Annotated in this window: 27 protein-coding genes and 1 pseudogene; 18 read left to right on the top strand and 10 right to left on the bottom strand. The window is 59.4% G+C overall.

The annotated features are described in order from the left end of the window. Nucleotides 1-214 precede the first annotated feature (214 nt). The 6 genes from secY (at nucleotide 215) to rplQ (ending at nucleotide 5068) form a co-directional block, all read left to right on the top strand. On the top strand, nucleotides 215-1555 hold the full coding sequence (gene secY, locus E2F50_RS08150) for a preprotein translocase subunit SecY (RefSeq protein ID WP_133315651.1): 1341 nt from the start codon (nucleotides 215-217) through the stop codon (nucleotides 1553-1555). Beyond that, complete coding sequence (locus tag E2F50_RS08145; RefSeq protein ID WP_133315650.1) at nucleotides 1552-2202, top strand: adenylate kinase; 651 nt, start codon at nucleotides 1552-1554, stop codon at nucleotides 2200-2202. The genes secY and E2F50_RS08145 overlap by 4 nt, the downstream gene beginning before the upstream one ends. A 240-nt stretch (nucleotides 2203-2442) precedes the next feature. After that, nucleotides 2443-2811: a 30S ribosomal protein S13 gene (gene rpsM, locus E2F50_RS08140; RefSeq protein ID WP_133315649.1), complete on the top strand. Its 369-nt coding sequence runs from the start codon at nucleotides 2443-2445 to the stop codon at nucleotides 2809-2811. Nucleotides 2812-2933: 122 nt separating this feature from the next. Then, nucleotides 2934-3323 carry a 30S ribosomal protein S11 gene (rpsK, locus tag E2F50_RS08135; RefSeq protein WP_007766864.1) on the top strand — a complete coding sequence of 130 codons (390 nt, stop codon included), beginning with the start codon at nucleotides 2934-2936 and terminating at the stop codon, nucleotides 3321-3323. Nucleotides 3324-3498: 175 nt separating this feature from the next. Continuing rightward, complete coding sequence (locus tag E2F50_RS08130) at nucleotides 3499-4509, top strand: DNA-directed RNA polymerase subunit alpha (protein WP_133315648.1); 1011 nt, start codon at nucleotides 3499-3501, stop codon at nucleotides 4507-4509. Between the two features lie 133 nt (nucleotides 4510-4642). Further along, nucleotides 4643-5068, top strand: coding sequence for a 50S ribosomal protein L17 (gene rplQ / locus E2F50_RS08125; protein WP_133315647.1), 426 nt, complete (start codon nucleotides 4643-4645; stop codon nucleotides 5066-5068). Nucleotides 5069-5173: 105 nt separating this feature from the next. Here the strand turns inward: rplQ and E2F50_RS08120 are convergent, their stop codons facing one another. Continuing rightward, nucleotides 5174-6046: a DUF817 domain-containing protein gene (locus E2F50_RS08120; RefSeq protein WP_133315646.1), complete on the bottom strand. Its 873-nt coding sequence runs from the start codon at nucleotides 6044-6046 to the stop codon at nucleotides 5174-5176. Nucleotides 6047-6114: 68 nt separating this feature from the next. Here E2F50_RS08120 and E2F50_RS08115 point away from each other — a divergent pair, with 68 nt between their 5' ends. Continuing rightward, nucleotides 6115-6528, top strand: coding sequence for a ribosomal maturation YjgA family protein (locus E2F50_RS08115; protein WP_133315645.1), 414 nt, complete (start codon nucleotides 6115-6117; stop codon nucleotides 6526-6528). Between the two features lie 7 nt (nucleotides 6529-6535). On the opposite strand, the gene msrQ is transcribed toward E2F50_RS08115, so the two are convergent. Next, a complete protein-coding gene (gene msrQ / locus E2F50_RS08110; protein WP_133315644.1) occupies nucleotides 6536-7186 on the bottom strand; it encodes a protein-methionine-sulfoxide reductase heme-binding subunit MsrQ in 651 nt (216 codons plus the stop codon). Nucleotides 7187-7188: 2 nt separating this feature from the next. Further along, the gene (msrP, locus tag E2F50_RS08105) at nucleotides 7189-8133 is read right to left on the bottom strand and encodes a protein-methionine-sulfoxide reductase catalytic subunit MsrP (RefSeq protein ID WP_133315643.1); all 945 of its coding nucleotides are present in this window, start codon (nucleotides 8131-8133) and stop codon (nucleotides 7189-7191) included. Between the two features lie 207 nt (nucleotides 8134-8340). On the opposite strand from msrP, the gene E2F50_RS08100 reads away from it, so the two are divergent. The 5 genes and pseudogenes from E2F50_RS08100 (at nucleotide 8341) to E2F50_RS23190 (ending at nucleotide 11426) form a co-directional block, all read left to right on the top strand. Next, on the top strand, nucleotides 8341-8760 hold the full coding sequence (locus E2F50_RS08100) for a DUF4112 domain-containing protein (RefSeq protein WP_133315642.1): 420 nt from the start codon (nucleotides 8341-8343) through the stop codon (nucleotides 8758-8760). Nucleotides 8761-8944: 184 nt separating this feature from the next. Beyond that, nucleotides 8945-10780: a dihydroxy-acid dehydratase gene (ilvD, locus tag E2F50_RS08095; protein ID WP_133315641.1), complete on the top strand. Its 1836-nt coding sequence runs from the start codon at nucleotides 8945-8947 to the stop codon at nucleotides 10778-10780. Between the two features lie 100 nt (nucleotides 10781-10880). Next, a complete protein-coding gene (locus tag E2F50_RS08090) occupies nucleotides 10881-11105 on the top strand; it encodes a DUF433 domain-containing protein (RefSeq protein ID WP_133315640.1) in 225 nt (74 codons plus the stop codon). Continuing rightward, a pseudogene (locus E2F50_RS23655) lies at nucleotides 11105-11179 on the top strand (hypothetical protein); the annotation flags it as partial. The gene E2F50_RS08090 and the pseudogene E2F50_RS23655, both read left to right, overlap by 1 nt. A 52-nt stretch (nucleotides 11180-11231) precedes the next feature. Further along, complete coding sequence (locus tag E2F50_RS23190; protein ID WP_245515343.1) at nucleotides 11232-11426, top strand: hypothetical protein; 195 nt, start codon at nucleotides 11232-11234, stop codon at nucleotides 11424-11426. A 30-nt stretch (nucleotides 11427-11456) separates the two neighbouring features. Here the strand turns inward: E2F50_RS23190 and E2F50_RS08080 are convergent, their stop codons facing one another. Next, nucleotides 11457-11819, bottom strand: coding sequence for a lysozyme inhibitor LprI family protein (locus E2F50_RS08080; protein ID WP_133315639.1), 363 nt, complete (start codon nucleotides 11817-11819; stop codon nucleotides 11457-11459). 187 nt (nucleotides 11820-12006) lie between these two features. Here E2F50_RS08080 and E2F50_RS08075 point away from each other — a divergent pair, with 187 nt between their 5' ends. After that, on the top strand, nucleotides 12007-13410 hold the full coding sequence (locus tag E2F50_RS08075) for a DegQ family serine endoprotease (RefSeq protein WP_133315638.1): 1404 nt from the start codon (nucleotides 12007-12009) through the stop codon (nucleotides 13408-13410). After that, nucleotides 13407-14720 (top strand): replication-associated recombination protein A, encoded by a 1314-nt coding sequence (locus E2F50_RS08070; protein ID WP_133315637.1) that lies wholly within the window; start codon nucleotides 13407-13409, stop codon nucleotides 14718-14720. The genes E2F50_RS08075 and E2F50_RS08070 overlap by 4 nt, the downstream gene beginning before the upstream one ends. 28 nt (nucleotides 14721-14748) lie before the next feature. Here the strand turns inward: E2F50_RS08070 and E2F50_RS08065 are convergent, their stop codons facing one another. The 5 genes from E2F50_RS08065 to E2F50_RS08045 all read right to left on the bottom strand — a co-directional run bounded on the left by E2F50_RS08065 (nucleotide 14749) and on the right by E2F50_RS08045 (nucleotide 18815). After that, nucleotides 14749-15063, bottom strand: a complete 315-nt coding sequence (locus E2F50_RS08065) for a DUF1883 domain-containing protein (protein ID WP_133315636.1) — start codon at nucleotides 15061-15063, stop codon at nucleotides 14749-14751. A 360-nt stretch (nucleotides 15064-15423) separates the two neighbouring features. Beyond that, nucleotides 15424-16428 (bottom strand): ketopantoate reductase family protein, encoded by a 1005-nt coding sequence (locus E2F50_RS08060; protein ID WP_133315635.1) that lies wholly within the window; start codon nucleotides 16426-16428, stop codon nucleotides 15424-15426. A gap of 81 nt (nucleotides 16429-16509) precedes the next feature. Next, nucleotides 16510-16728 (bottom strand): hypothetical protein, encoded by a 219-nt coding sequence (locus E2F50_RS08055; RefSeq protein ID WP_133315634.1) that lies wholly within the window; start codon nucleotides 16726-16728, stop codon nucleotides 16510-16512. Between the two features lie 162 nt (nucleotides 16729-16890). Then, a complete protein-coding gene (locus E2F50_RS08050) occupies nucleotides 16891-18414 on the bottom strand; it encodes an aldehyde dehydrogenase (NADP(+)) (RefSeq protein WP_133315633.1) in 1524 nt (507 codons plus the stop codon). Between the two features lie 194 nt (nucleotides 18415-18608). After that, nucleotides 18609-18815 (bottom strand): hypothetical protein, encoded by a 207-nt coding sequence (locus tag E2F50_RS08045; RefSeq protein ID WP_133315632.1) that lies wholly within the window; start codon nucleotides 18813-18815, stop codon nucleotides 18609-18611. 241 nt (nucleotides 18816-19056) lie between these two features. Here E2F50_RS08045 and E2F50_RS08040 point away from each other — a divergent pair, with 241 nt between their 5' ends. Continuing rightward, nucleotides 19057-20070: an SDR family oxidoreductase gene (locus E2F50_RS08040; protein WP_133315631.1), complete on the top strand. Its 1014-nt coding sequence runs from the start codon at nucleotides 19057-19059 to the stop codon at nucleotides 20068-20070. A 92-nt stretch (nucleotides 20071-20162) separates the two neighbouring features. After that, nucleotides 20163-20519, top strand: a complete 357-nt coding sequence (locus tag E2F50_RS08035; RefSeq protein ID WP_133315630.1) for a hypothetical protein — start codon at nucleotides 20163-20165, stop codon at nucleotides 20517-20519. A gap of 41 nt (nucleotides 20520-20560) precedes the next feature. On the opposite strand, the gene E2F50_RS08030 is transcribed toward E2F50_RS08035, so the two are convergent. Then, on the bottom strand, nucleotides 20561-21676 hold the full coding sequence (locus E2F50_RS08030; protein ID WP_133315629.1) for a metallophosphoesterase: 1116 nt from the start codon (nucleotides 21674-21676) through the stop codon (nucleotides 20561-20563). A gap of 305 nt (nucleotides 21677-21981) precedes the next feature. On the opposite strand from E2F50_RS08030, the gene E2F50_RS08025 reads away from it, so the two are divergent. Both E2F50_RS08025 and E2F50_RS08020 read left to right on the top strand, forming a co-directional pair. Next, a complete protein-coding gene (locus E2F50_RS08025; protein ID WP_245515342.1) occupies nucleotides 21982-22380 on the top strand; it encodes a response regulator in 399 nt (132 codons plus the stop codon). 218 nt (nucleotides 22381-22598) lie between these two features. Next, nucleotides 22599-23492: a LysR family transcriptional regulator gene (locus E2F50_RS08020; RefSeq protein ID WP_133315628.1), complete on the top strand. Its 894-nt coding sequence runs from the start codon at nucleotides 22599-22601 to the stop codon at nucleotides 23490-23492. The last annotated feature ends 121 nt before the right edge of the window (nucleotides 23493-23613 follow it).

The following is a 23613-nucleotide window of genomic DNA, read 5'->3' as shown; positions in this document are numbered from 1 at the left end:
TTGTGCTTCACACCGGGCGATTTTATCTCCATATGTGAGCCTCACGATCCCCAAGCGATCCTGTTGGTCGCCTGGTTGGCATCAACGAAGAGCAGGGTGAGGCATCCGATTGCAGCCGCAATCTTCCGCGCCCGTTTTTTGAACTTGAATTTAGACTGCTTTCCGGACAAGGCATTTCCCCCGCCGCCGGAGATTTGGTCGGGCGGAGAAATGCATGGCTTCTGCAGCGGAACAACTTGCCTCCAATTTGAACTTTTCCACCTTCGCCAAGGCGGAGGATCTTAAGAAGCGGCTGTGGTTTACGCTCGCTGCTCTGCTGGTTTATCGTCTTGGTACGCATATCCCGCTTCCGGGTCTCAATCCCGAAGCCTATGCTGACGCGTTCCGCGGCCAGTCCGGTGGTATTCTTGGCCTTTTCAACATGTTTTCCGGCGGCGCCGTCGAGCGCATGGCAATCTTCGCGCTTGGTATTATGCCCTATATCTCCGCGTCGATCATCGTGCAGCTGATGACGTCAGTCGTGCCTTCGCTTGAAAACCTGAAGAAGGAAGGCGAAGCCGGCCGCAAAATCATCAACCAGTATACCCGCTACGGTACTGTTATCCTTGGTGCGCTGCAGGCATACGGTATCTCGGCCGGTCTCGAATCAGCCCAAGGCGTCGTCGCCGATCCGGGCTGGTTCTTCCGTATCTCTACGATCGTGACACTTCTCGGCGGCACCATGTTCCTGATGTGGCTGGGTGAGCAGATCACCTCGCGCGGCATCGGCAACGGTATCTCTCTGATCATCTTTGCAGGCATTGCCGCAGGCCTTCCGACTGCGCTTGCCAGCACTCTGGAACTGGGGCGGACCGGCGCGTTGTCGACCGGCCTCATTCTGCTGGTTCTCGTCGTCGCCGTCGCCGTTATCGCGCTGATCGTTTTCGTTGAGCGTGCCCAGCGCCGGCTGCTGATCCAGTATCCGAAGCGCCAGGTCGGCAACCGCATGTTCCAGGGCGACACCTCGCATCTGCCGCTGAAGCTGAATACGGCTGGCGTCATCCCGGCGATCTTCGCCTCGTCGCTGCTGCTTCTTCCGGCGACGGCTGCAGGCTTTGCCGGCACCAATGAGCTGCCGGCATGGGCAACCATGGTGATTGCTTCTCTCGGTCACGGCCAGCCGCTGTTCATGCTGTTCTATGCGGCTCTGATCGGCTTCTTTGCCTTCTTCTACACGGCAATTGTCTTCAATCCGAAGGACACGGCCGACAATCTCAAGAAGCATGGCGGCTTCATTCCGGGTATCCGCCCGGGTGAGCGTACGGCGCAATATATCGATTACGTGTTGACCCGTATCACGGTGATCGGCGCGATCTATCTGGTGGTGGTGTGCATTCTGCCGGAATTCCTGGTTGCCCGCACGGGCGTCCCGTTAGCCCTTGGTGGTACTTCGCTTTTGATCGTGGTCAGTGTTACGCTCGATACGGTAGCACAGATACAGGGACATCTTATTGCGCAGCAGTATGAGGGTCTGATCAAGAAGTCGAAACTACGCGGAGGAAAGAGGGGACGATGAGACTGATTCTTTTGGGGCCGCCGGGTGCGGGCAAGGGGACCCAGGCCCAGCGGATCGTGGAAAAGCATGGCATTCCGCAACTTTCCACGGGTGACATGTTGCGCGCTGCGGTGGCTGCCGGAACGGAAGTGGGCAAACGCGCCAAAGCCGTGATGGATGCAGGCAATCTCGTTTCCGATGAGATCGTCAACGCAATTGTTTCCGAGCGGATCGACGAGCCGGACTGCGCAAATGGGTTCATACTCGATGGCTTTCCGCGCACCCTGGTGCAGGCGGATGCTACCGAGGTCATGCTGAAGGCGAAGGACAAGGAGCTTTCGGTCGTCATCGAGCTTCGTGTGGACGACAAGGAACTGGTCCGTCGCGTATCGGGCCGCTATTCCTGTGCCCAGTGCGGTGCAGTTTATCACGACACGGACAAAAAGCCGTCGGCTGAGGGCGTCTGCGACAAGTGCGGATCGACTCACTTCAAGCGCCGGCCTGACGACAATGCCGAGACCATGACCAAGCGCCTCGAGGTCTACTACAAAGAAACGTCGCCGTTGATCGGCTATTACTATGCCAAGGGCAAGCTCAAGACCGTCGATGGCATGGCCGATATGGACAGGGTGACGTCCGACATCGAGAAGATCCTGGGCGAGCTCTGAGTCGTCACTGGACTGTTAAAGAATCTTGGGCGGAACGGTTGCATTCGAGCGCTGATTCCGTTAAACACCGCGCCAACTCGCGACAGCATTATGCGATTGGCGCGGATATCCCGCAAGGACATCCGGGGCCGGTCGTTTTCACCTGTCCCGTATGACGTTCGAACTGGCAGCCGCAATCTGGCTGCTCTCATGGAAGAAGTACCACTTGCCGGATGGCAACTGGAACCAAGGAGAATAGGCGTGGCACGTATCGCTGGCGTCAACATCCCGACTGCGAAGCGCGTTGTGATCGCGCTGACCTACATTCACGGGATCGGCCCGAAATTCGCATCGGAAATCGTGGAAAAGGTCGGAATTCCGGCCGAGAAGCGCGTTCATCAGCTGACGGACTCTGAAGTCCTGCAAATCCGCGAAACCATCGACCGCGATTATCAGGTCGAAGGTGATCTTCGTCGTGAAACATCGATGAACATCAAGCGCCTCATGGATCTCGGTTGCTACCGTGGTCTGCGTCATCGTCGTGGTCTTCCGGTCCGCGGTCAGCGTACGCATACCAATGCCCGCACCCGCAAGGGCCCGGCCAAGGCAATCGCCGGTAAGAAGAAGTAATTTTCAAGCCTGCAGTTTCGAGTGAGCAGCGACCATGTCCTGCTCACTCAATCATGTTTGCTGCAGCTTGAAGGTGGAGCCGCTGGAATTACGGCGGTGCAGAGATCAACGAAAGGGAAGTTATGGCCAAGGAAGCCACCCGCGTCCGTAGACGCGAGCGTAAGAATATCACGTCGGGCGTCGCCCACGTCAATTCTACATTCAACAACACGATGATCACCATCACCGACGCACAGGGCAATGCTATTGCCTGGTCGTCTGCTGGTGCAAAGGGCTTCAAGGGTTCGCGTAAGTCGACCCCGTTCGCTGCTCAGATCGCTGCCGAAGACTGCGCCAAGAAGGCTCAGGAGCATGGCATGAAGTCGCTGGAAGTCGAAGTCTGTGGTCCGGGTTCGGGCCGTGAATCGGCTTTGCGCGCTCTGCAGGCTGCCGGGTTCATGATCACGTCGATTCGCGATGTGACGCCGATCCCGCACAACGGCTGCCGTCCGCGCAAGAAGCGCCGCGTCTGATCGTCGTATTTGAGGGTCGCCCTTGGTGGCCCGCTTCGAACTCGGGAACAGCCGCTTTGCCTCTCGCAGGTTAAGCGGCTTTACCTGTATCGCCCGACGAGCACATGCTCCTCTCGGTGTTCCTCATGCTCGGTTGCTACGATTGAATGGTGGCAACGAACGGAAGGTTTAAGTGATGATCCAGAAGAACTGGCAGGAACTGATCAAGCCGAACAAGGTGGAATTCACCTCTTCCGGCCGTACCAAGGTAACGCTTGTTGCCGAACCTCTTGAGCGCGGCTTCGGCCTGACGCTCGGCAATGCGCTGCGTCGCGTGCTTCTGTCGTCTCTGCGCGGCGCGGCTGTGACCGCAGTGCAGATCGATGGCGTTCTGCATGAATTCTCGTCTATTCCCGGCGTTCGCGAGGATGTGACGGATATCGTGCTGAACATCAAGGAAATCGCAATCAAGATGGATGGCGATGACAGCAAGCGCATGGTCGTGCGCAAGCAGGGCCCGGGTTCGGTGACTGCCGGCGACATCCAGACGGTCGGCGATATCGAAATCCTCAACCCGGACCATGTCATCTGCACCCTCGACGAGGGCGCCGAAATCCGCATGGAGTTCACGGTCAACAACGGCAAGGGCTATGTCCCGGCCGAGCGTAACCGTGCAGAAGATGCTCCGATCGGCTTGATCCCGGTCGACAGCCTCTATTCGCCGGTTAAGAAAGTGTCCTACAAGGTGGAAAACACCCGCGAAGGACAGGTTCTCGACTATGACAAGCTGATCATGTCGATCGAGACCGATGGCTCGGTCACCGGTGAAGATGCAGTTGCATTCGCAGCCCGCATCCTGCAGGACCAGCTCGGCGTATTCGTTAACTTCGACGAGCCGCAGAAGGATGTCGAGGAAGAAGCCGTCACCGAGCTGGCCTTCAACCCGGCGCTCCTCAAGAAGGTGGACGAACTGGAACTGTCTGTCCGGTCGGCCAACTGCCTGAAGAACGACAACATCGTTTACATTGGCGACCTCATCCAGAAGACCGAGGCGGAAATGCTCCGTACTCCGAACTTTGGTCGCAAGTCGTTGAACGAGATCAAGGAAGTTCTGGCCTCCATGGGTCTCCATCTTGGCATGGAAGTTCCAGCTTGGCCGCCGGAGAACATCGAAGATCTCGCAAAGCGTTACGAAGACCAGTATTAAGATCAGCAAAGGCAGGTTTCGACTGCCTTTCCCCGTCAAACAGCGGGCCCTTTTCCAGCGAAGAGGTGCCCGTATGTGCCAGGAAACGGCAGGTCCTTAAGAAAGTGGGAACCTGCATTAAAGGAGAATAGCCATGCGCCACGGAGTAGCCGGCCGCAAGCTCAACCGCACTGCAAGCCACCGTAAGGCGATGTTCGCCAACATGGCAGCTTCGCTCATCACTCACGAGCAGATCGTCACCACTTTGCCGAAGGCAAAGGAAATCCGTCCGATCGTTGAAAAGCTCGTCACCCTCGGCAAGCGCGGCGACCTGCACGCTCGTCGTCAGGCGATCTCGCAGATCCAGGATCAGGATGCTGTGCGCAAGCTGTTCGACACGATCGCTTCGCGTTACGCAACCCGCAACGGCGGCTACCTGCGCATCATGAAGGCTGGCTTCCGCCAGGGCGATAATGCTGCCATGGCTGTTATCGAATTCGTCGAGCGCGACGTCGATGCCAAGGGTGCCGCCGACAAGGCTCGCGTTGCCGCTGAAGCAGAAGCTGCCGAAGCCGCCTGATCATTCCGCTTCGCGGATCAGAAAAAAGCCGGACGGGCGATCGTCCGGCTTTTTGCGTTTTCCGGCTGCCGGGATTGAAAAGCCGTGACCTGGACGCAGTCGGACTTAGTCGGGCACGTAGATGCGGCTCTTGATGTGCTTCAGATGGGCGACGATCGTGAAGGTCATGATGACGAGCAGGGACCAGGAACTCCACTTTCCGATATGCACGGCCGACCAAGCGCCGAGCTGATTGGGATAGCGCCAGATCCCGAAGAAGGTGGAAATGTTCTCCGCCAGCCAGACAAAGAAGCCGATCAGCACGAAGGCGACCAGCAGCGGCATGCGGCGGTCGCGGTCGTATGGCCGGTAGATGACGGTGGCCCGGGCATAAAGGCCGATGGCGCAGGCAGCTATGTACCAGCGGTAGTCGCCGATATAGTGGTGGGTGAAGAAGTTGGCATAGATGGCGAGGCCAATCAGCGTGGCCATCCAATAGCTCGGGTGGTGCCTGATCCTGACGTCGAGGAGCCGCCAGGCCTGGATGATATAGCTGCCGACAGCGGCATACATGAAGCCCGAAAACAACGGCACGCCCAGCACTTTGCTGTAGGCGAAATCCGGGTATGACCAGGATTGGATGCTGCCGGATGTCTTGAACACTTCCAGCGCGAACCCGACGAGATGGAAGAGGAGAATCGCTTTGGCTTCGTCCAGGGTCTCTAGCCTGCTCCAGATCATGAAGACCTGGATCGAGACGGCAATCACCAGCAGGACGTCGTAGCGGGGAAGGCCAAGGACGCCGTCCCGGGGGACCAGAAAGATGGACACGAAGAACAGGCCGGCAAACAGGCAGGCCCTGGCTTCCTTGATGCCGAAATAAAGAAACTCAACGATGAAGCGTCGGGCGCCCTTGAGTTCGCGCCAGGGATAGGTGTGGCAGAGATAACGGTCCAGCACGGAGAGATTTAGTCCCGTCCAAGTCGTGTCGGTGGTCATGTCTCATTCACCCGTATATTCAGCGGCTTGAATTGCATCAGCCATACAACGACACGAAAGACGAGCCGATGGCACCGCCTTGCTTATCCCGAACTTGTCAGCTGCGAATCCGGCTTTTTGTCGCTGCTACTTTGGTAATTGCTGTCGGACTTGCACTACGCGCCTACGGTTACGCGTTTGGTCTGCCCTTCATGGTGGTGAAATACGGTGGCTCGGTGCTTTGGGGAACGATGGTCTACCTGCTGCTTGCCACACTGCTCGTTGATCGCCGCAAGAGCATTATAGCAAGTTTGGCCGCAGTTGCTGCGATTGCCGTGGAACTTTTGCGGCTCTACCACACCCCATGGCTCGACGATTTTCGGATGACCACCCCCGGCACGCTGCTGCTGGGCCGGGTCTTTTCCGTCTTCAACATTATCGCCTATCTCGCCGGGATCGCTGCGGCATGGCAGATCGATGCCCGATGCCGCCGGCCCCTCTAATCCCATTTCAGGCGTTAGAGGATGCTTGTCGGCCTGTCGGCTTGCTGCCGCGCTTCCACTTCATCAGGGGCTTGCGCAGTGGCCGGTAGGCCAGCAGCAGGCAGATCAGAGCCACATGGATGAACGGCACGAAGGTGACGGATTTTACCGCCAGCACATAATGCAGCGCCCCGCCGGCGGCGATCAGGTAGATCAGCTTATGCAGCTTGCTCCACCCGCTAGATAGCCGCCGGATCGACCAGTTGTTGGAGGTCAAGGCGAGCGGGATCAACAGCAGCAGGCAGGCAAAACCGATGGTGATATAGGGACGGCGGATGATGTCGCCACCGACCGCGGCAAAGTTGAGCTGCAGGTCGAGCAGCAGATACACCGTAAAGTGGATGAGGACGTAGTAGAAGGCGAGGAGGCCAAGCGCTCGCCGGTACCGCATCCAGTTGATGCCCGCCAGATCGCGCAGCGGCGTGACCGCCAGCGTCGCGATGATCAACCGCAGCGCCCAGATGCCGATGACGTGCTCGAATTCCTTGACGGGATTAAAGCCCAGCCCGCCGGTCGCCGCCTGATAAAAATACCAGGCGGCTGGACAGAGCCCGAGGAGATAGAGCGACCAGATGCTGGCGGCATGGTAGCGGCGGGGCAGGGCGGGCAGTGCCATCATCGTCAATAGTTCGCCTTGAGGTCGAGGCCTTGGTAGAGGCTAGCCACCTGATCCGCGTAACCATTGAAGGGCAGGGTCGCGCGTCTTTTGGCGCCGAAGAAGCCGCCTTCGCCGATCCGCTGTTCGGTCGCCTGGCTCCAGCGCGGATGGTCGACCGCCGGATTGACGTTGGAATAGAAGCCGTATTCGCGGGCGTTGGAATTCTTCCACGTCGTTTCCGGCTGCTTTTCGACCAGCGAAATCCTGACGATCGACTTGATGCTCTTGAAGCCGTATTTCCAGGGCACGACCAGCCGGATCGGCGCTCCGTTCTGGTTCGGCAGCGTTTCGCCATAGAGACCGGTCGCCAGGATCGTCAGCGGGTGGCGTGCCTCGTCGAGCCGCAGGCCTTCGATGTAAGGCCAGGGAAGCGGCTGGAAGAAGCCGCCCTGGCCAGGCATTTCCTCGGGCCGGACGACGGTTTCGAATGAAACATATTTGGCGCTGCCGAGCGGCTCGACCTGATCGAGGAGTGCGGCGAGCGGGAAGCCGATCCACGGAATAACCATGGACCAGCCCTCGACGCAGCGCATCCGGTAGGTACGCTCCTCCTGCTTGATCTTCATGAGCTCTTCGAGGCCGAAGACTTTCGGTTTGCCGACCATGCCGTCGATCTTGACGCTCCAAGGCGTCGGCTTGAATGCTCCGGCATTCTGGGATGGATCTTCCTTGTTGACGCCAAACTCGTAAAAATTGTTGTAGGTCGTCACCGCTTCCTTGGGCGTTAGCGGCTCGTTGACCTTGAAGGAGCTCGGAGAAGCGGCCAGTGGCGCCGCCAGAGCGCCTCCACCACCTGCCAAGGCAAGTCCCGCCGTAGCGGCGCTTCCCAGGAAGCTGCGGCGCGACAGATAGATATGGTGCGGCGTGATATCCGACGCAGGAATGCGGGGCGGGCGATAGGCAGGCATCAAAAATCTCCTCTCGGCAGTGGGCCGTCTCAGCCCTTATACGTAGTCCGGAAGCAATCGGTTTCACAGCAGTGCATAGCATCCGCCGAACCACGTTTGCGTGAAAAACCTCGAGCTCTATCTGCAAAGTATCAGGATTTGCGGAACTCTCTGCCTGGCTTTTCATTTCGACCGGGCAGGGTATGCGCCGTGCAAGAGGAGATATTGATGGCGACGAGAACTTGGACTTCCGGAACGAGCGAGCGTGTGGCCGACACCGCGGAGCAGACGGAAAGGCTGAGGCGTTTGCGCCGGCTGCGCGGCATCACCCGTTTGATGGACACGGCGCTCCACATTCCCGGCACGCGAATTCGTTTCGGTGCCGATTCGGTTCTCGGCCTCGTTCCTGTGGTCGGCGATGCCAGCGGAGCCCTCGTCGGCCTATACATCGTCAACGAAGCACGCCGGCTGGGCATGCCGGCGGGCAAGCTGATGCAGATGCTGGGCAATATCGCCGCCGACTCGGTCGTCGGCAGCGTGCCGCTCGTGGGCGACGTCTTCGATCTATTCTTCAAGTCCCACCGCCGCAACATGCAATTGATCCTCGACCATTTCGAGCTTGAGGCCGATGACCTGCAGAAACGCTAGCTTATTGCCAAAAGCCAGCAGCCTCAAACGGCTTGCGGCGCGCAACCACGCCAACCGTACCGGTTTGGCCCGTCATGATAGTGACACCTTGAGCCAACTGGAGTAGAAAAGCCGCAAAATAGCGGCTTTTCGCATAGAAGCTCCCATGGCGAGCTCGCAAGCCCGAACTAATCGAGGACACACCATGCCTGCTTACCGCTCCAGAACCACCACCCATGGTCGCAACATGGCCGGCGCGCGCGGCCTCTGGCGCGCCACCGGCATGAAGGACAGCGATTTCGGCAAGCCGATCATCGCTGTCGTCAATTCCTTCACGCAATTCGTGCCTGGTCACGTGCATCTGAAGGACCTGGGCCAGCTGGTTGCGCGCGAAATCGAAGCGGCTGGCGGCGTCGCGAAGGAATTCAACACGATCGCGGTCGATGACGGCATCGCCATGGGCCATGATGGCATGCTGTATTCGCTGCCTTCGCGGGAAATCATCGCCGACTCGGTCGAATACATGGTCAATGCCCACTGCGCCGACGCCATGGTCTGTATTTCCAATTGCGACAAGATCACGCCCGGCATGCTGAATGCCGCCATGCGCCTCAACATCCCGGCGGTCTTCGTCTCGGGCGGGCCGATGGAAGCCGGTAAGGTCGTCATGCACGGCAAGACCGTCGCACTCGACCTCGTAGACGCCATGGTCGCTGCTGCCGACGACAAGATTTCCGACGAGGATGTCGCCGTCATCGAACGCTCCGCCTGCCCAACCTGCGGCTCATGCTCCGGCATGTTTACGGCCAATTCCATGAACTGTTTGACGGAGGCGCTTGGCCTGTCGCTGCCGGGCAATGGCTCGACCCTGGCGACCCATTCGGATCGCCGCCGCCTGTTCGTCGAAGCCGGCCACCTGATCGTCGATCTGGCGCGCCGCTATTACGAGCAGGAAGACGCGGCCGTCCTGCCGCGCAACATTGCCACCAAGCAGGCGTTCGAAAATGCCATGTCGCTGGACATCGCCATGGGCGGCTCGACCAATACGGTCCTCCATATCCTGGCGGCCGCCTATGAAGGCGGCATCGATTTCGGCATGGAGGATATCGACAAGTTGTCCCGCAAGGTGCCATGCCTGTCCAAGGTCGCGCCTGCCAAGCAGGACGTGCATATGGAAGATGTCCACCGGGCCGGGGGCATCATGCGCATTCTCGGCGAGCTAGAACGCGGCGGACTGATCAATCGCGACTGCTATACGGTCCATGAAGCGACGCTGGGCGATGCCATCGACCGCTGGGATATCACCCGGACCAATTCCGAAACCGTGCGCGAATTCTTCCGTGCCGCTCCCGGCGGCGTGCCCACCCAGGTTGCCTTTTCGCAATCCTCGCGCTGGGACGAACTGGACACAGACAGCGATAACGGCGTTATCCGCTCCGTCGAAAAGCCCTTTTCCAAGGACGGTGGTCTGGCCGTACTCTACGGCAATATCGCGCTTGACGGCTGCATCGTGAAGACCGCTGGTGTCGACGAATCTATCCTCAAGTTCACCGGGCCGGCAGTCGTCTTTGAAAGCCAGGATGCGGCGGTGAAGGGTATTCTCGGCAATGAGGTCAAGGAGGGCGACGTCGTCGTCATCCGCTACGAGGGCCCCAAGGGCGGTCCTGGCATGCAGGAAATGCTTTATCCGACCAGCTACCTGAAATCGAAGGGCTTGGGCAAAGCCTGCGCCCTGATTACCGACGGGCGCTTTTCGGGCGGCACGTCCGGACTTTCGATTGGCCATGCTTCGCCGGAAGCCGCGCAGGGCGGGGCGATCGGACTGGTGCGTCAGGGCGACCTCATCGAGATCGACATCCCGAACCGGACCATCCATCTTGCCGTCTCTGACGCCGAACTTTCGGCGCGCCGTCATGAACAGGATGCACTCGGCTGGAAGCCGGCAGCACCCCGCAAGCGCAATGTCACGACGGCGTTGAAGGCTTATGCCGCCTTTGCCTCATCTGCCGACAAGGGTGCGGTGCGGATTCTGCCGGAGTAATATCCGGCGCACCTATATTGACAAGAGCTTCGCAGGTTTGCTTGGCGAAGCTTTGTGCTATCGTGAAATTCTCGCGCATATGGCCGCCTAGAGGAGCAGAATGTCTCACATCGACCGTATTACCGTTGATCCGCAGATCTGCGCCGGACGTCCTACGATCCGCGGGTTGCGCATCCGCGTGAAGGATATTCTGGAGTTGCTGGCTTCCGGGGCGACGCGGGATGAAATTCTCGAGGATTATCCGTTGCTTGAAGATGCCGATATCGCCGTGGCGTTGGAATTTGCTGCTCGCCAGAGTGATCATGTCGTGCTCCGTGTCGCCTGATGCGTTTTCTGATCGACGTGCAACTGCCGCCTGCACTTGCACGATGGCTCGTGAACAAAGGCCATGAGGCTGATCATGTGACGCATTACGACATGCAATCGGCAACCGATCGACAGATATGGGACTTTGCCTACCTATCCGGTGCCGTCGAAAGACGAAGATTTTGCCCAACGCAAGAACCTAGTGGAAGGCGGGCCATCCGTCGTCTGGATACGCCTCCCCAATTCTCCCCGAGCGGATCTGCTGGCGTGGTTCGAGAAGGCTCTGCCTGAGCTGCTTTCCGCCCTGGAGCGCGGCGACACGCTGGTGGAAATCATCTAGTAAGTGCTAAAGCATTGATTCATGATGGCGCTACAACGGCCGGCTTAAACCCTTGTAGGACTCCTCGAACTGCTTCAAACGTTCGGCATAGGATGCGCGGATGCATTCGGCATCCCCGTTGCAGGCCTGACGCTTCTTCAGCCATGCGCTCTGCTCTTCCTGCAGCGTGCCACGAGTGCCCATGGGCAGCAGGCTCGTCAGAATGTCGAAGGTCGTGGCCATTTTGACGTCGGCATCGTTCAGCGAGCGCGTGTCGCAAATTACCTTCTCGTCCGCAGCCAGATCCGCCCGTTCGCAGTCAAAACTTGCGGCCGATGCAGCGTGCGGAAACATCTGGATGGCGAAGCCGAGCAGCAGGCCGGCCAGTGTCTTTACAGGTAGTTGATGTGGCATGGTCTTCTCCGATGGCTCAGCGCCTGGAAATCTCTTGGGCTCGGCCAGCAAGATGAGGCGGGTGGAGCGGATGACAAGGTGCAACCTGCCGAAACCCCGCGAGATTCAGTAGCTGTCGCCTTTCAGCCACCTTTCTTTTCCACCTTGCCGCGCTACAACTCGATCCGGAATCGAATGAGGAATGATAATGCTGACCATGCTGAAACGGGTATCGATGGGATTTCTAGCGCTTGCGCTGCTTTGCCCTTTGGGAGCCATTGCGCAGGACGCCAAGACGGTGCCGCAGAGCCGTCAGGAAATGCAGCTTTCCTTTGCGCCGCTCGTCAAGCAAACATCCGGCGCCGTGGTCAACGTCTACGCCGAACGGGTCATTCAACGCCCCAATCTCTTTGCGGGCGACCCCTTCTTCGAGCAGTTCTTCGGCCAGCGCATGCCGAACCGCTCGGAGAAGCAGTCTTCCCTGGGTTCCGGGGTCATCCTTTCGGGCGATGGATTGGTTGTCACCAACAACCACGTCGTTGAGGGCGCAGACGACATCAAGATTGCGCTCGCAGACGGTCGCGAATTTCCCTGCGACGTCGTGCTGCGGGACGAAAGCGTGGATCTCGCCGTTCTGCGGGTCAAGGCCAAGGAGCATTTCCCCGTCCTGCCGATCGGCAATTCCGACGCGGTGGAGGTCGGCGACCTGGTCCTGGCGATCGGCAATCCATTCGGCGTCGGCCAGACGGTGACAAGCGGCATTGTCTCCGCACTCGCCCGCAACCAGATCACCTCGGGCGACTTTGGCTTTTTCATCCAGACGGATGCTTCCATCAATCCCGGTAATTCCGGGGGCGCCCTGATGAACATGAATGGCGAGCTGATCGGGATCAACACGGCCATTTTCTCCCGCGGCGGCGGCTCGAACGGCATCGGCTTTGCCATCCCGGCGAATCTGGTGAAAGTGTTCCTGGCGACGGCAGCGCAGGGCAAGAAGAGCTTTGAGCGGCCTTACGTCGGCGCAACTTTCGATGCCGTCACGTCGGATGTTGCCGAGGCGATCGGCTTGAAATCGGCTCGCGGTGCCCTTGTCACCCGCGTCGTAGAAGGCGGCCCGGCTGACAAGGCTGGCCTGAAGACTGGAGAAATTGTCACGGCCGTCGATGGCATTCCGGTCGAGCATCCGGATGCACTGGGCTATCGGTTGACGACGGCGGGCTTGGGCAAACAGGCGACGCTGACTGTCCAGACGACGGACGGGCAGCGTCAGGTGGTACTAGCACTCAATACGGCGCCGGAAAGCACCCCACGCGACGAGCGGCTGGTCGAAGGCCGTAATCCCTTCGCCGGCCTGAAGCTTGCCAACTTGTCGCCGAAGCTTGCAACGGAGCTGCAGATGCCAACGGACAAGACCGGCGTCGTCGTCACGGATGTCACCCGCGGTTCACCAGCCGCGCGGCTTGGCTTTGCGCCCAAGGACATCCTGGTGTCCCTGAACGGCGATCCTGTTACCTCGACTAAAGCAATGGAGGCGATGCTGGACGACGATCCGGGCTTCTGGCGTGTCGAGATCGAACGGAATGGCCAGAGGATCCGGCAATTCTTCCGATGAGCGGCGATCTTTTTAGCCCCAAGGTGCCGGAAGAGGTCGTCAATCGGCGGCCGCTCGCCGACAGGCTGCGCCCGACTTCGCTCGCCGAAGTCACCGGTCAGCCGCACCTGACGGGCGAGGATGGTGTCCTGCGCCGGATGATCGCCTCGGGCTCGCTCGGCTCCATGATCTTCTGGGGGCCGCCCGGCACAGGCAAGACCACCGTAGCGCGACTTTTGTCGGGTGAAACCGGACTGGCATTCGAGCAGATCTCGGCGATCTTTTCCGGCGTCGCCGATTTGAAAAGGGTATTCGAGGCAGCACGGATGCGTCGAATGGATGGCCGGCAGACGCTGCTTTTCGTTGACGAGATCCATCGTTTCAACCGGGCGCAGCAGGATAGTTTCCTGCCGGTCATGGAAGACGGCACGGTCATCCTGGTCGGTGCCACGACGGAAAACCCGAGTTTCGAACTCAATGCCGCGCTTTTATCCCGGGCCCGGGTACTGACCTTTCGCGCCCATGACGAGGAAAGCCTCGAAGAACTGCTGGGTCGTGCTGAGACGGTCGAGCAGAAGGATCTGCCACTGGATACGGAAGCCCGTGCGGCTCTGGTGCGGATGGCGGATGGCGACGGTCGCGCCGTGCTGACGCTGGCTGAGGAGGTCTGGCGGGCGGCGCGGGCCGGCGAGATCTTTGATACCGCCGGCCTGACCCAGATCGTTCAGCGGCGGGCGCCGGTTTACGATAAGGCGCAGGAGGGGCATTACAATCTGATCTCGGCCCTGCACAAGTCCGTGCGTGGCTCGGATCCGGATGCCGCGCTCTATTACCTGGCACGTATGCTCGATGCCGGCGAGGATCCGCTTTATCTCGGGCGCCGCCTGGTGCGCATGGCGGTCGAGGATATCGGCCTTGCCGATCCTCAGGCCTTGGTTGTCTGCAACGCCGCCAAGGATGCCTATGACTATCTCGGTTCGCCAGAAGGTGAACTCGCCTTGGCCCAGGCCTGTGTTTATCTGGCGACAGCCCCGAAATCGAATGCTGTCTATACCGCCTACAAGGCCGCTACCCGCGCTGCCAAGGAAAACGGGTCGCTGCTGCCGCCCAAGCATATTCTCAACGCGCCGACCAAGCTGATGAAGACGGAAGGCTATGGCGACGGATACCGATACGATCACGACGAACCGGATGCATTTTCTGGTCAGGACTATTTCCCGGAAAAGCTGGGACGCCAAACTTTCTATGATCCGCCGGAGCGGGGCTTCGAGCGGGAGATCAGGAAACGGCTGGAATGGTGGGCGAAGCTGCGCCAGGAACGGCAAGCGTAGACGAATATCACCAGGCTGCCGACGGGGCTCAGGAAGCGCGTTTTTGCGAAACGGTTGATCCCGGCGCGGCGATCAGCTTCACAGAAGATTCGGCCAAGCCGTGATGTCCCTCCATGTCGACGATCAGGTGCCAGTGGGCGGGCTCGGGTATCGTCAGCCGGATCGGCGACTTCTTGGCGACCCCGCCGATATATTTGAAGTCCAGCATTTCCGTGAAGCGCTGGAAATTCGGCGCCGTCATCAACCGGATATTGTTGACCGCATTCAACGTGACCTCGATCATCGTGCCTGCACGCTGAGGTTTCAGATCATAATGCGTATATCGGAAGTTCGGCGGAGCCATTTATACCTCTTGGACGCCAGCCCATGGATCGGCGAAGCCTAACGCTTCGTGGTTAAGGATTGGTGGAACCTAGTCGCCAGTTGAGTGTTACTTATACGAGTAAGCTGCTTGTCATCGTCACGGATATGGCAGCTGAACTATAACCAGGCGGTGTTCGTTCCCCTGCCACCGCCGCACAACAACAATTGTTTGACCTCCCATCTGGATATCCCGCTGCTTCCCCTCAGCGGGATTTTTCTTGTTTTCTGCAGGGGAGTCTCATCATGCGCCAAGGCCCCTCAGGTCATGGGCAGCAATCAAATAAGTCATGGATCCAGGATGATAGCGGCGCAAGCGGATTCCGTCCTGCAGCCTCTTGAATCAATTTCTAAGGTTCTCGCGGTCGAGCTGCGTGGTCAAGGCCAGCACAGTATCGCATACCGGAGTCGGGACGCCTGTGAGCCTGCCGAGAGATACCACCATGCCGGTGAGCGGCACGATTTCCAATGGCTTGCCGGCAAGCAGATCCTGCAGCATGGAGGTTCGAGCAGCAGGGTAGCTCTGCGTCTTGGCCAGATGTTCGTCCGCTGTTACCGCAAAGCGGCAGCCGAGTGATTGACCGACCGACTGGGCTTCGTTCATGATCTGGCCGACCATGCGTGCGAGGGAAGGATCGGCCATCACGTCTACCATCAATGCGCGAGTGAGCGCGCTGATCGGATTAAAGGCGGCATTGCCGCGCAGCTTGGTCCAGATCTCATCGCGGATGCGGTTCGTCGGAAGGATCTCGAGTTCGGCTTGTCGTAGTAAAGCCGTGACGGCATCCAGATCCGCCGTTATCTCACCCGAGGGTTCGCCCAAAAAGAAGCGGCCATTATTGCTCAGGCTGATCCTGCCCGGCGCGACCACCTCGGCGCCTTGATAAGCGACGCAGCCGATGACCCGATCCGGGCCGACCAGTGCCCACAGCTTGCCCTGTGGATCGAGCTCTGGCAACTGGCGCTCAGCCAAGCCGCTTTCGCTGTCCCGGTGAAAGTACCACCAGGGAACGCCGTTGAGGATCATCACGATCCGCGTGCCTTGCTTTAGCAAATGTCCCAAACCCTCGGCAGCACCGGCCAACTGATGGCCCTTCAGGCCGGTAATAACAAGATCCTGGGCTGGAAGATCCAAGGGATCATCGGTGGCGAAAACCTTTTCGGAGAGCGATGGCAGAGAATTGTCGGAATAGGCGACATGAAGCCCCTGCTCGCGAATGGCGGCGAGATGTGCCCCGCGGGCGATAACGGAGACGTTAGCCGCTGACCCCAGTCCGGCCGCAATTTTTGCTGCGAAAGCACCGCCGAGTGCTCCCGCGCCATATACGCAGATATTCCTGATGACCATCCCGACCTCGCTACCGCTTTACGACCTCCAGGCAGGTTTAAGCTATGGAGGCTGGGCAGGCGAGCGCCTTTCGCTGATGGTTTAATGCTGCCGGCTGATAGGAAGCAGTTCGGTGCGGCGCAACTCATCGACGGCGGCGACTGCTTCTTCGAGGGGCCAGCCGGCCTTGACGGCTGCGGCGATCATCTTCACTTCCGCTTCCTCTTCAAGCGCCAGAAAAAGCGGCTCCAGGGCTTCGCGAACTGTAACAACATGTTCTTGAGGCGATATCACGGGCTGTCGGGCTGCAGACATCGGCATAGAAGCGGTTCTCCTCTGATTTATGGTTGAATCCCTTCAATTAACTCAGGCGGAAAAAGGTTCCTCAGCTTTTACGATAATTTCGCCGTATCCCGGTTTAGGGCACGAAAAAGCCGCACATCGAAATGCGCGGCTTGTTTTATGTCACTGGACAAAGGTCGATCAGCGCAAGGAGTGGGGCAGCATGCTGGCCGGGAAGTCCTGGTAGGATACGGGCCTCAGGAAGCGGTAGATCGCCAGCGTGCCGACCGAGGTCGTGCGGCCGTCGGACGTAGCCGGGTAGGGGCCGCCGTGGACCATGGCAGGCGAGACTTCGACGCCGGTGCCAAAGCCGTTGATGAGCAGGCGGCCGGCCAGCATTTCAAGCTTGGAGCGAAGGCAGCTCGCCTCTGCGAGATCGGCTTCGTCCACATGAAGCGCTACCGTCAGCTGTCCTTCGAGATTGCCGAGAACTTCTTCGAGCTCCTGCGCATCGCGGCAGCGCACGACGAGGCCGGCAGCTCCAAAGACTTCATCCTGGAGTTCATGATGGGCGATAAAGGAAGCCGCGTCTGTTTCAAACAGCGAGGCGGCACCTTCGAAATCACCGCCCTTGCGACCATGCGCCACCAGGCGCACTTCGGGATGCTGCTCCAGACGCGCCACGCCTTCCCGATAGGCCTTGGCAATCGCGCCGGTAAGCATGGTCTGGGCCGGGGTTTCGGGAAGCAGCTGACGTGCCTTGTCGATAAAGGCGTCCAGCCCGTCACTGCCGACCGCGATGATGAGGCCAGGATTGGTGCAGAACTGGCCGGCACCCAATGAAAGCGAGCTGACAAAGCCGGTGGCGATCTGCTCTGCACGGTTCTTCAGCGCGTCGGGAAACAGGATAACCGGGTTGATGCTGCTCATTTCCGCGTAAACCGGGATCGGCTGCTTTCGCTCGGAAGCGATCTTCATCAAAGCCGTACCGCCGCGGCGCGAACCGGTGAAGCCAACAGCACGAATTCGCGGATCGGCAACAAGCGCCTGGCCCGCCTCGATACCCGTGTCGAACAGCATGGCGAAGGTGCCGGCCGGCAGGCCGGACTTCTCGACCGCCTTCTGCACTGCCCGCCCAACCAGTTCCGATGTCCCTGGATGAGCGGAATGCGCCTTGACCACGACCGGGCAGCCGGCAGCAAGGGCGGAAGCCGTATCGCCGCCAGCAACCGAAAAAGCGAGCGGGAAGTTGGATGCGCCGAAAACGGCCACAGGTCCGACGGCAATGTGGCGCAGCCTGAGATCGGGCTTGGGTGCAGGCTTGCGGTTCGGATCTGCCGGATCGAAGCGGAGTTCCTGGAACTTGCCCTCTCGGACTTCCTTGGCGAACAACCGGAGCTGGCCCATGGTGCGGCCGCGCTCGCCTTCGAGTCGTCCGCGCGGCAGGCCGCTTTCGGCCATGGCGCGGACGATGAGATCGTCGCCGATCGCATCGATCTCGGTGGCAATGGCTTCCAGAAATGCAGCCCGATCTTCCAGCGAGGTTTCGCGGTAGATGTCGAACGCCTCCCATGCCAGCGTGGTCGCAGCTTCGACATCGGCCTTGGTGGCGCCGCCGAACGAACCGGGCAGGGGCTGGCCGGTGGCTGCTTCGATCCCGAAGAACTCACCGTTCGATCCGCGCGTCTCCTTGCCTCCAATCAGGAGGTTGCCGCTGATGGTCATTGGATGTCCCTTTCAATGATGCCTTGTGCCGTCAATATAGTCATCTGACGGCGGAGTTTTACCGGCCCCATACGCCGGAGGGAAGAGGCTGGCGGTAAAAGTATGATTTTAAGCGGGAGGAAGCTCACAGGTGGCTTCTGCAGGCAGTTTAAGCTGCATTGAAAGGGCATAACTGGAAGAGAGCAGCCCTCCCGTCACGACCACTGGATCGTATGGCCAAGGCGCCGGTAAAAATGGTCGGCACTTTCCTGGCGCAGGCGCTCCAGACCCTGGTCGATGAAGCGCCGTCGAGCGCTTTCGAGGCTGTTTGCAAATGAAGTGTCATCAATGCCGTCAGCCTTAAGCACCAAGCTGATCAGCGGGTCCTGCATGACTTCGGTCAATGTGAGATCGTCCATCATGGCAATCCTCCTGTGAAGCCCTCCTGATACCGGAAGAATGCGACCGGATTGTTTCAAATTATGTGATTCACGAACTTGTGCATGAGGGGGTTAGTTCCGGCGAGAACTGCGAGTGTACGCTGGTGGCGCACCGACTGCTGCGCCTCGATTGCCGATCGACGATCGCAATCTTGCCTTCATCTGAACCAGCATGCTTTCTGCACGTTTAGCGAGCCAAGCTACTGATCAGCGGAGGCATGAGATGAGAAAACCCCTGGCAAGACGAACAGTCGTGATCACCGGTGGCTCGGCGGGCGTCGGCCGCGCCGTAGCGCATTCTTTTGCACGGAGAGGATGGCGGGTGGCGCTTCTGGCGCGTGGGCGCCGACGTCTGGATTCGGTGGCAGCCGAGGTAAGGGCACTCGGCGGTGAAGCCATGGTGCTGCCGACCGATGTGGCGGATGCGGCGGCTGTCCGTCGCGCGGCCGATCAGGTGACGGCTGCCTGGGGCGGAATAGATTTCTGGATCAACAATGCCATGGTGACTGTTTTCGGGCGAGCCGAAGACGCTACTCCCGAGGAATACAAGAGAGTGACCGAGGTGACCTATCTTGGTCAGGTGCACGGGACGCTGACAGCATTGCGCCACATGAGCGAACGCGGACGCGGCACGATCATTTGCATCGGTTCAGCGCTGGCCTATCGGTCTATTCCGCTGCAGGCCGCCTATTGCGGGGCGAAATCCGCCACCCGTGGATTTGTGGATTCGCTTCGTTGCGAACTGTTGCATGACAACTCGCCGGTCAAGCTGACCATGGTGCATCTGCCGGCGGTCAATACGCCGCAATTCAGCTGGGCGCGCTGCAAGATGGACCGCCAGCCGAGACCCGTAGCCCCCGTTTTTGCACCCGAAGCCATTGCAGAAGAGATCTATCATGGAGCACTCAGCGCCCCGCGCGAGCTGTGGATCGGAATGCCCACCGTCAAGACCATTATCGGCGGAATGGCCATGCCCGGGCTGACGGACCGCATGGCAGCTTCGCAGGCCTATGACGGGCAGCTGGACTCCGGCGCGGTGCCGTTATCGCGCAAGGACAATCTCTTCGAGCCGGTGGATCTGGACGAAGGTGTCAACGAAGGGCGTTTTTCTGCCGAGTCGTCAGGTTCCGTGGGCTCGATCAGCGCGACCGGCGCGCGGATGATCGTTGCAGGGGCTGGCATGGCGGTGCTGGCGGCAAGCCGGTTGCTGCCAAGGCTGAAAGGCGGCGGGCGCTGAGGCTGTTGTGGATAAATAACGGCAGCAACTCGACTTGCCGACGTTACGGACCATTTGACAGCCTAAGAATTCTCGATTTCAGGAGATACGCCATGAGATTCGTACCGACGCTCGTGCATGGCGTCGCCGACTATATCGTCGGTATCGGCATGATCCTGCTCGCCTTCATCTCGGGAACTGAGGGGTCAGGCTTTTGGGCCTTTATCCTCTTCGGTCTGCTCGCCATCATCTATTCGCTGCTGACGGATTACGAGCTCGGCTGGAAGCCGGTCCTGACAGTGCCAGCGCATCTGGCTCTGGATGCCGTCTTCGCCGTGGTCATGCTCGTCCTGCCGTTTGTCGTTACCCTTTCGGAACTTCTGGCTTGGGTCAGCTGGGTGATCGGGTTTATGGCTGCCGCGCTTGTCACGACCACCCGTATGGCGCCAAACAGAACACACGCCGGCTGAGCTAACCTCTCCAAGTCGTAGTCTTGATCAGATCTGCGTTATCATTTGCGCCGGAGCGTGATCACCGTCAATTCCGATGGTCTGCCAAGGCGGAGCGCAAAGCCCGGCCAAAGCCCTGTTCCGTTGTTGACGTAGAGCTGCATGCCGCCCACCCGGTAAAGGCCCGAAACGTAGCCGTTATTGCCGCGCGCAACGAGGAGGTCGAGCCCCCTGATCATGCCGCCATGGGTGTGCCCCGAAAGCTGCACGGCGATACCTGCTTCTGCCGCTCGCGGCGCCATGCGCGGCTGGTGGTCGAGAAGGATGATAGGTGCGCCCGCCGGTGCGCCCGTCAGGGCGGCACCAAGATCCGGCGCAGGATACCGACTTCCCGCAGCGGCCTGATCGGTGACGCCTGCAAGGACCATCTCGGCCTCGCCGCGCCTGATCACCACATGGCGGTTGGTCAGCATCCGGACGCCCAGGCTCTCGTCATGTTTCATCCACTCGTCGTAGCCGAAGAAATATTCATGGTTGCCGGGAATGCCGTAAACCCCGTCACGCGCCTGCAGCTTGGCGAGCGGCGCGATATCGGCTCGGCGGTTGTCGACACTGCCATCGATGAAGTCGCCTGTGATGGCGATCAGGTCGACGCCTAGCAAATTGGAGCGGGCAACGACCTCCTCTGCCCAGGATCCGGGAAACAGCCGGCTGATATGAAGGTCCGTCAATTGCAGCAGCCGGTACCCGTCGAATTCTGCCGGGAGTCCTGCAATCGCGAGCTCGATATTCTTGACCGGTGGAACCCGGACAGCCTGGCTGACGCCAAAGGCTGCCAAGCCGAATGCTGCAATCGCCATTGCATAGCGCAGCTCGATCGGGATGAGCGGGAAGCGGCCATTGGCGAGCGCGACAACAAGAGAAACAAGGTCAAGCGCGATCTGGAATACCGCAAGCAAGACAGTTGCTCCGAACAGCAGGGTGAAGAGGATGATGAGCGGCCGTGGATATTCCGGCGCAAAGACTGAACCCGACGAGATCCGATTGATCAAGAGGTGCTGGCTCGCAACAAGCAGCAGTCCCGCAACCAGGATCTTGGCGGGCAGGAGCCAGGGAAGCGGAAGGAGAAACCTGACGAGGACAACGAGCCAGGGAAGACCGAGAATGAAATGGAACATCGATTATGTGCTGCTTTTATGAATTCGGGAATGGCAGCCGAAGATGGCTATGCAGACGCCATGCGGCAAGCAGCAAGCAGATGGAATTGTAAAACGTAGCCAAGCTCAGATCTTTGGCCCTCGACTGCGCCGGCCAATGCGGAGCGCATACTTACGATAGAGACGGGCTCGCCCGCGCCAGGTGGTTTCCGGCGTCTTGTCGCGATCATTGGCATTTTATTAAGTTTGTTCGCAAATACTGATCAGCAGGGGGCGATCTGAATCTGGACAGGTGAGTTTAGCGTGTAACCAGAGTGGAGACGGCCATGGAAATGTATTCGCGTACCGTGCTCATCGTCGAAGACGAGATGCTGATCCGCATGATGCTTGCAGATGCCCTTCAAGACGAGGGTTATCGGGTGCTGGAAGCGGAGACCGTTCTGGAGGCGCTTGGATTACTGGGCAGAAACCGGGTCGACGCGCTGATCACCGATGTCGACATGCCCGGTGGATTGAGCGGCCTCGACCTTGTCCGTGCCCTGCATGCAAACTGCCGCGAAATCCCCACCATTGTTGCGTCCGGGGGACATCTGTTCGATGACGCCGATCTTCCCGGTAATGCTCGCTTTTTTGCAAAGCCCTATCGGCTGGACAAGCTCACCTCGGTGCTCGCGGCCATGTTTCCAGACAGCAACGACGAGGTCAGCTATAGGCTTGCCGGCTGACACCACAGGCTTGGAGCTGTGCATGACGCAGTGAAGCGATTGCCGGTTGCGTTTTCTTGGGCTGCGAACTTGAACAAGCCCCAGCGACATTCCGTTTGGCGACAGAACCTCAAGCCGAGCCTGGACCGCGATGATCTGTCGTACTCGTGATAAGCTCACAGTGGCTTTCGAACTCCGTCACGCTACAATCTGACGCTCCACATGCAAGGGGCTCATGATTGGCACGCGATAATATCAGTGACCTGCTGGCCTTCATCGCCGTCGCCCGCGAGCAAAGTTTTACCAGGGCTGCAGCCAGAATAGGCGTCTCTCAATCTGCCCTCAGCCATACGGTTAGCTCTCTTGAAAAGAAGCTCGGCGTCAGGCTGCTGACCCGCACGACGCGGGCTGTTTCTCTCACCGAGGCGGGCGAACAGCTACTCAAGGGGATAGGGCCACAGTTTGATGAGATCGAGGCACAGGTCGATGCGCTGAACGAGCTGCGCGACAGGCCGGCGGGAACGATCAGGATCTCGGCAAGCGATTATGCCATCAAGCACGTCCTTTGGCCGAAGTTGAAGGACTTCCTTCCCCGGTTCCCGGACATCAAGATGGAACTGGTGCTCGACAACGGCTTGACGGACATTGTCAGCGAACGGTTCGATGCCGGTGTGCGAATGGGCGAGCAACTGGCCAAAGACATGATCTCAGCGCGGATCGGCCCGGACTTCTGTCTCGCGGTTGTCGGTGCCCCCAGCTATCTCTCAAGCCGCCCGACGCCGCTCCATCCCAATGAGCTTGTTCAACACAACTGCATCAACTTCCGGCTTCAGAGCGCCGGGGGCCTTTATGCCTGGGAGTTTGAAGACAATGGTCGTCAGTTGAAGATCCGCGTCGACGGTCAGCTTGCCTTCAACAACATCTTCAGCGCGCTCGACGCGGCCCTCGACGGTTTCGGGCTCGCCTATATCCCGGAGGAGATCGTCCTGCCCTATGTCGAGGAGGGCCGGCTTGTGCGCGTCCTTCAGACATACTCGCCTTACTGGGACGGATACCACCTTTATTATCCGAGCCGGCGGCAATCCTCGCCCGCATTCGTCGCCGTGCTGGATGCCTTGCGCCATCGCAACTGAGACGTGGTGCCATGGCGCGCCGGCGTTCTGCTCCATTCATGAACCAGATGAATAAGAGCATGCATCAGGCGGAGGCTAATCAATACCCGTGCCTGCGCTAGATTACCGCTCAGCCTGCTGC

It is taken from the genome of Rhizobium deserti, assembly GCF_004358025.1.
GTDB lineage: Bacteria > Pseudomonadota > Alphaproteobacteria > Rhizobiales > Rhizobiaceae > Neorhizobium > Neorhizobium deserti.
This window is presented reverse-complemented; position numbering and strand designations above follow the sequence as displayed.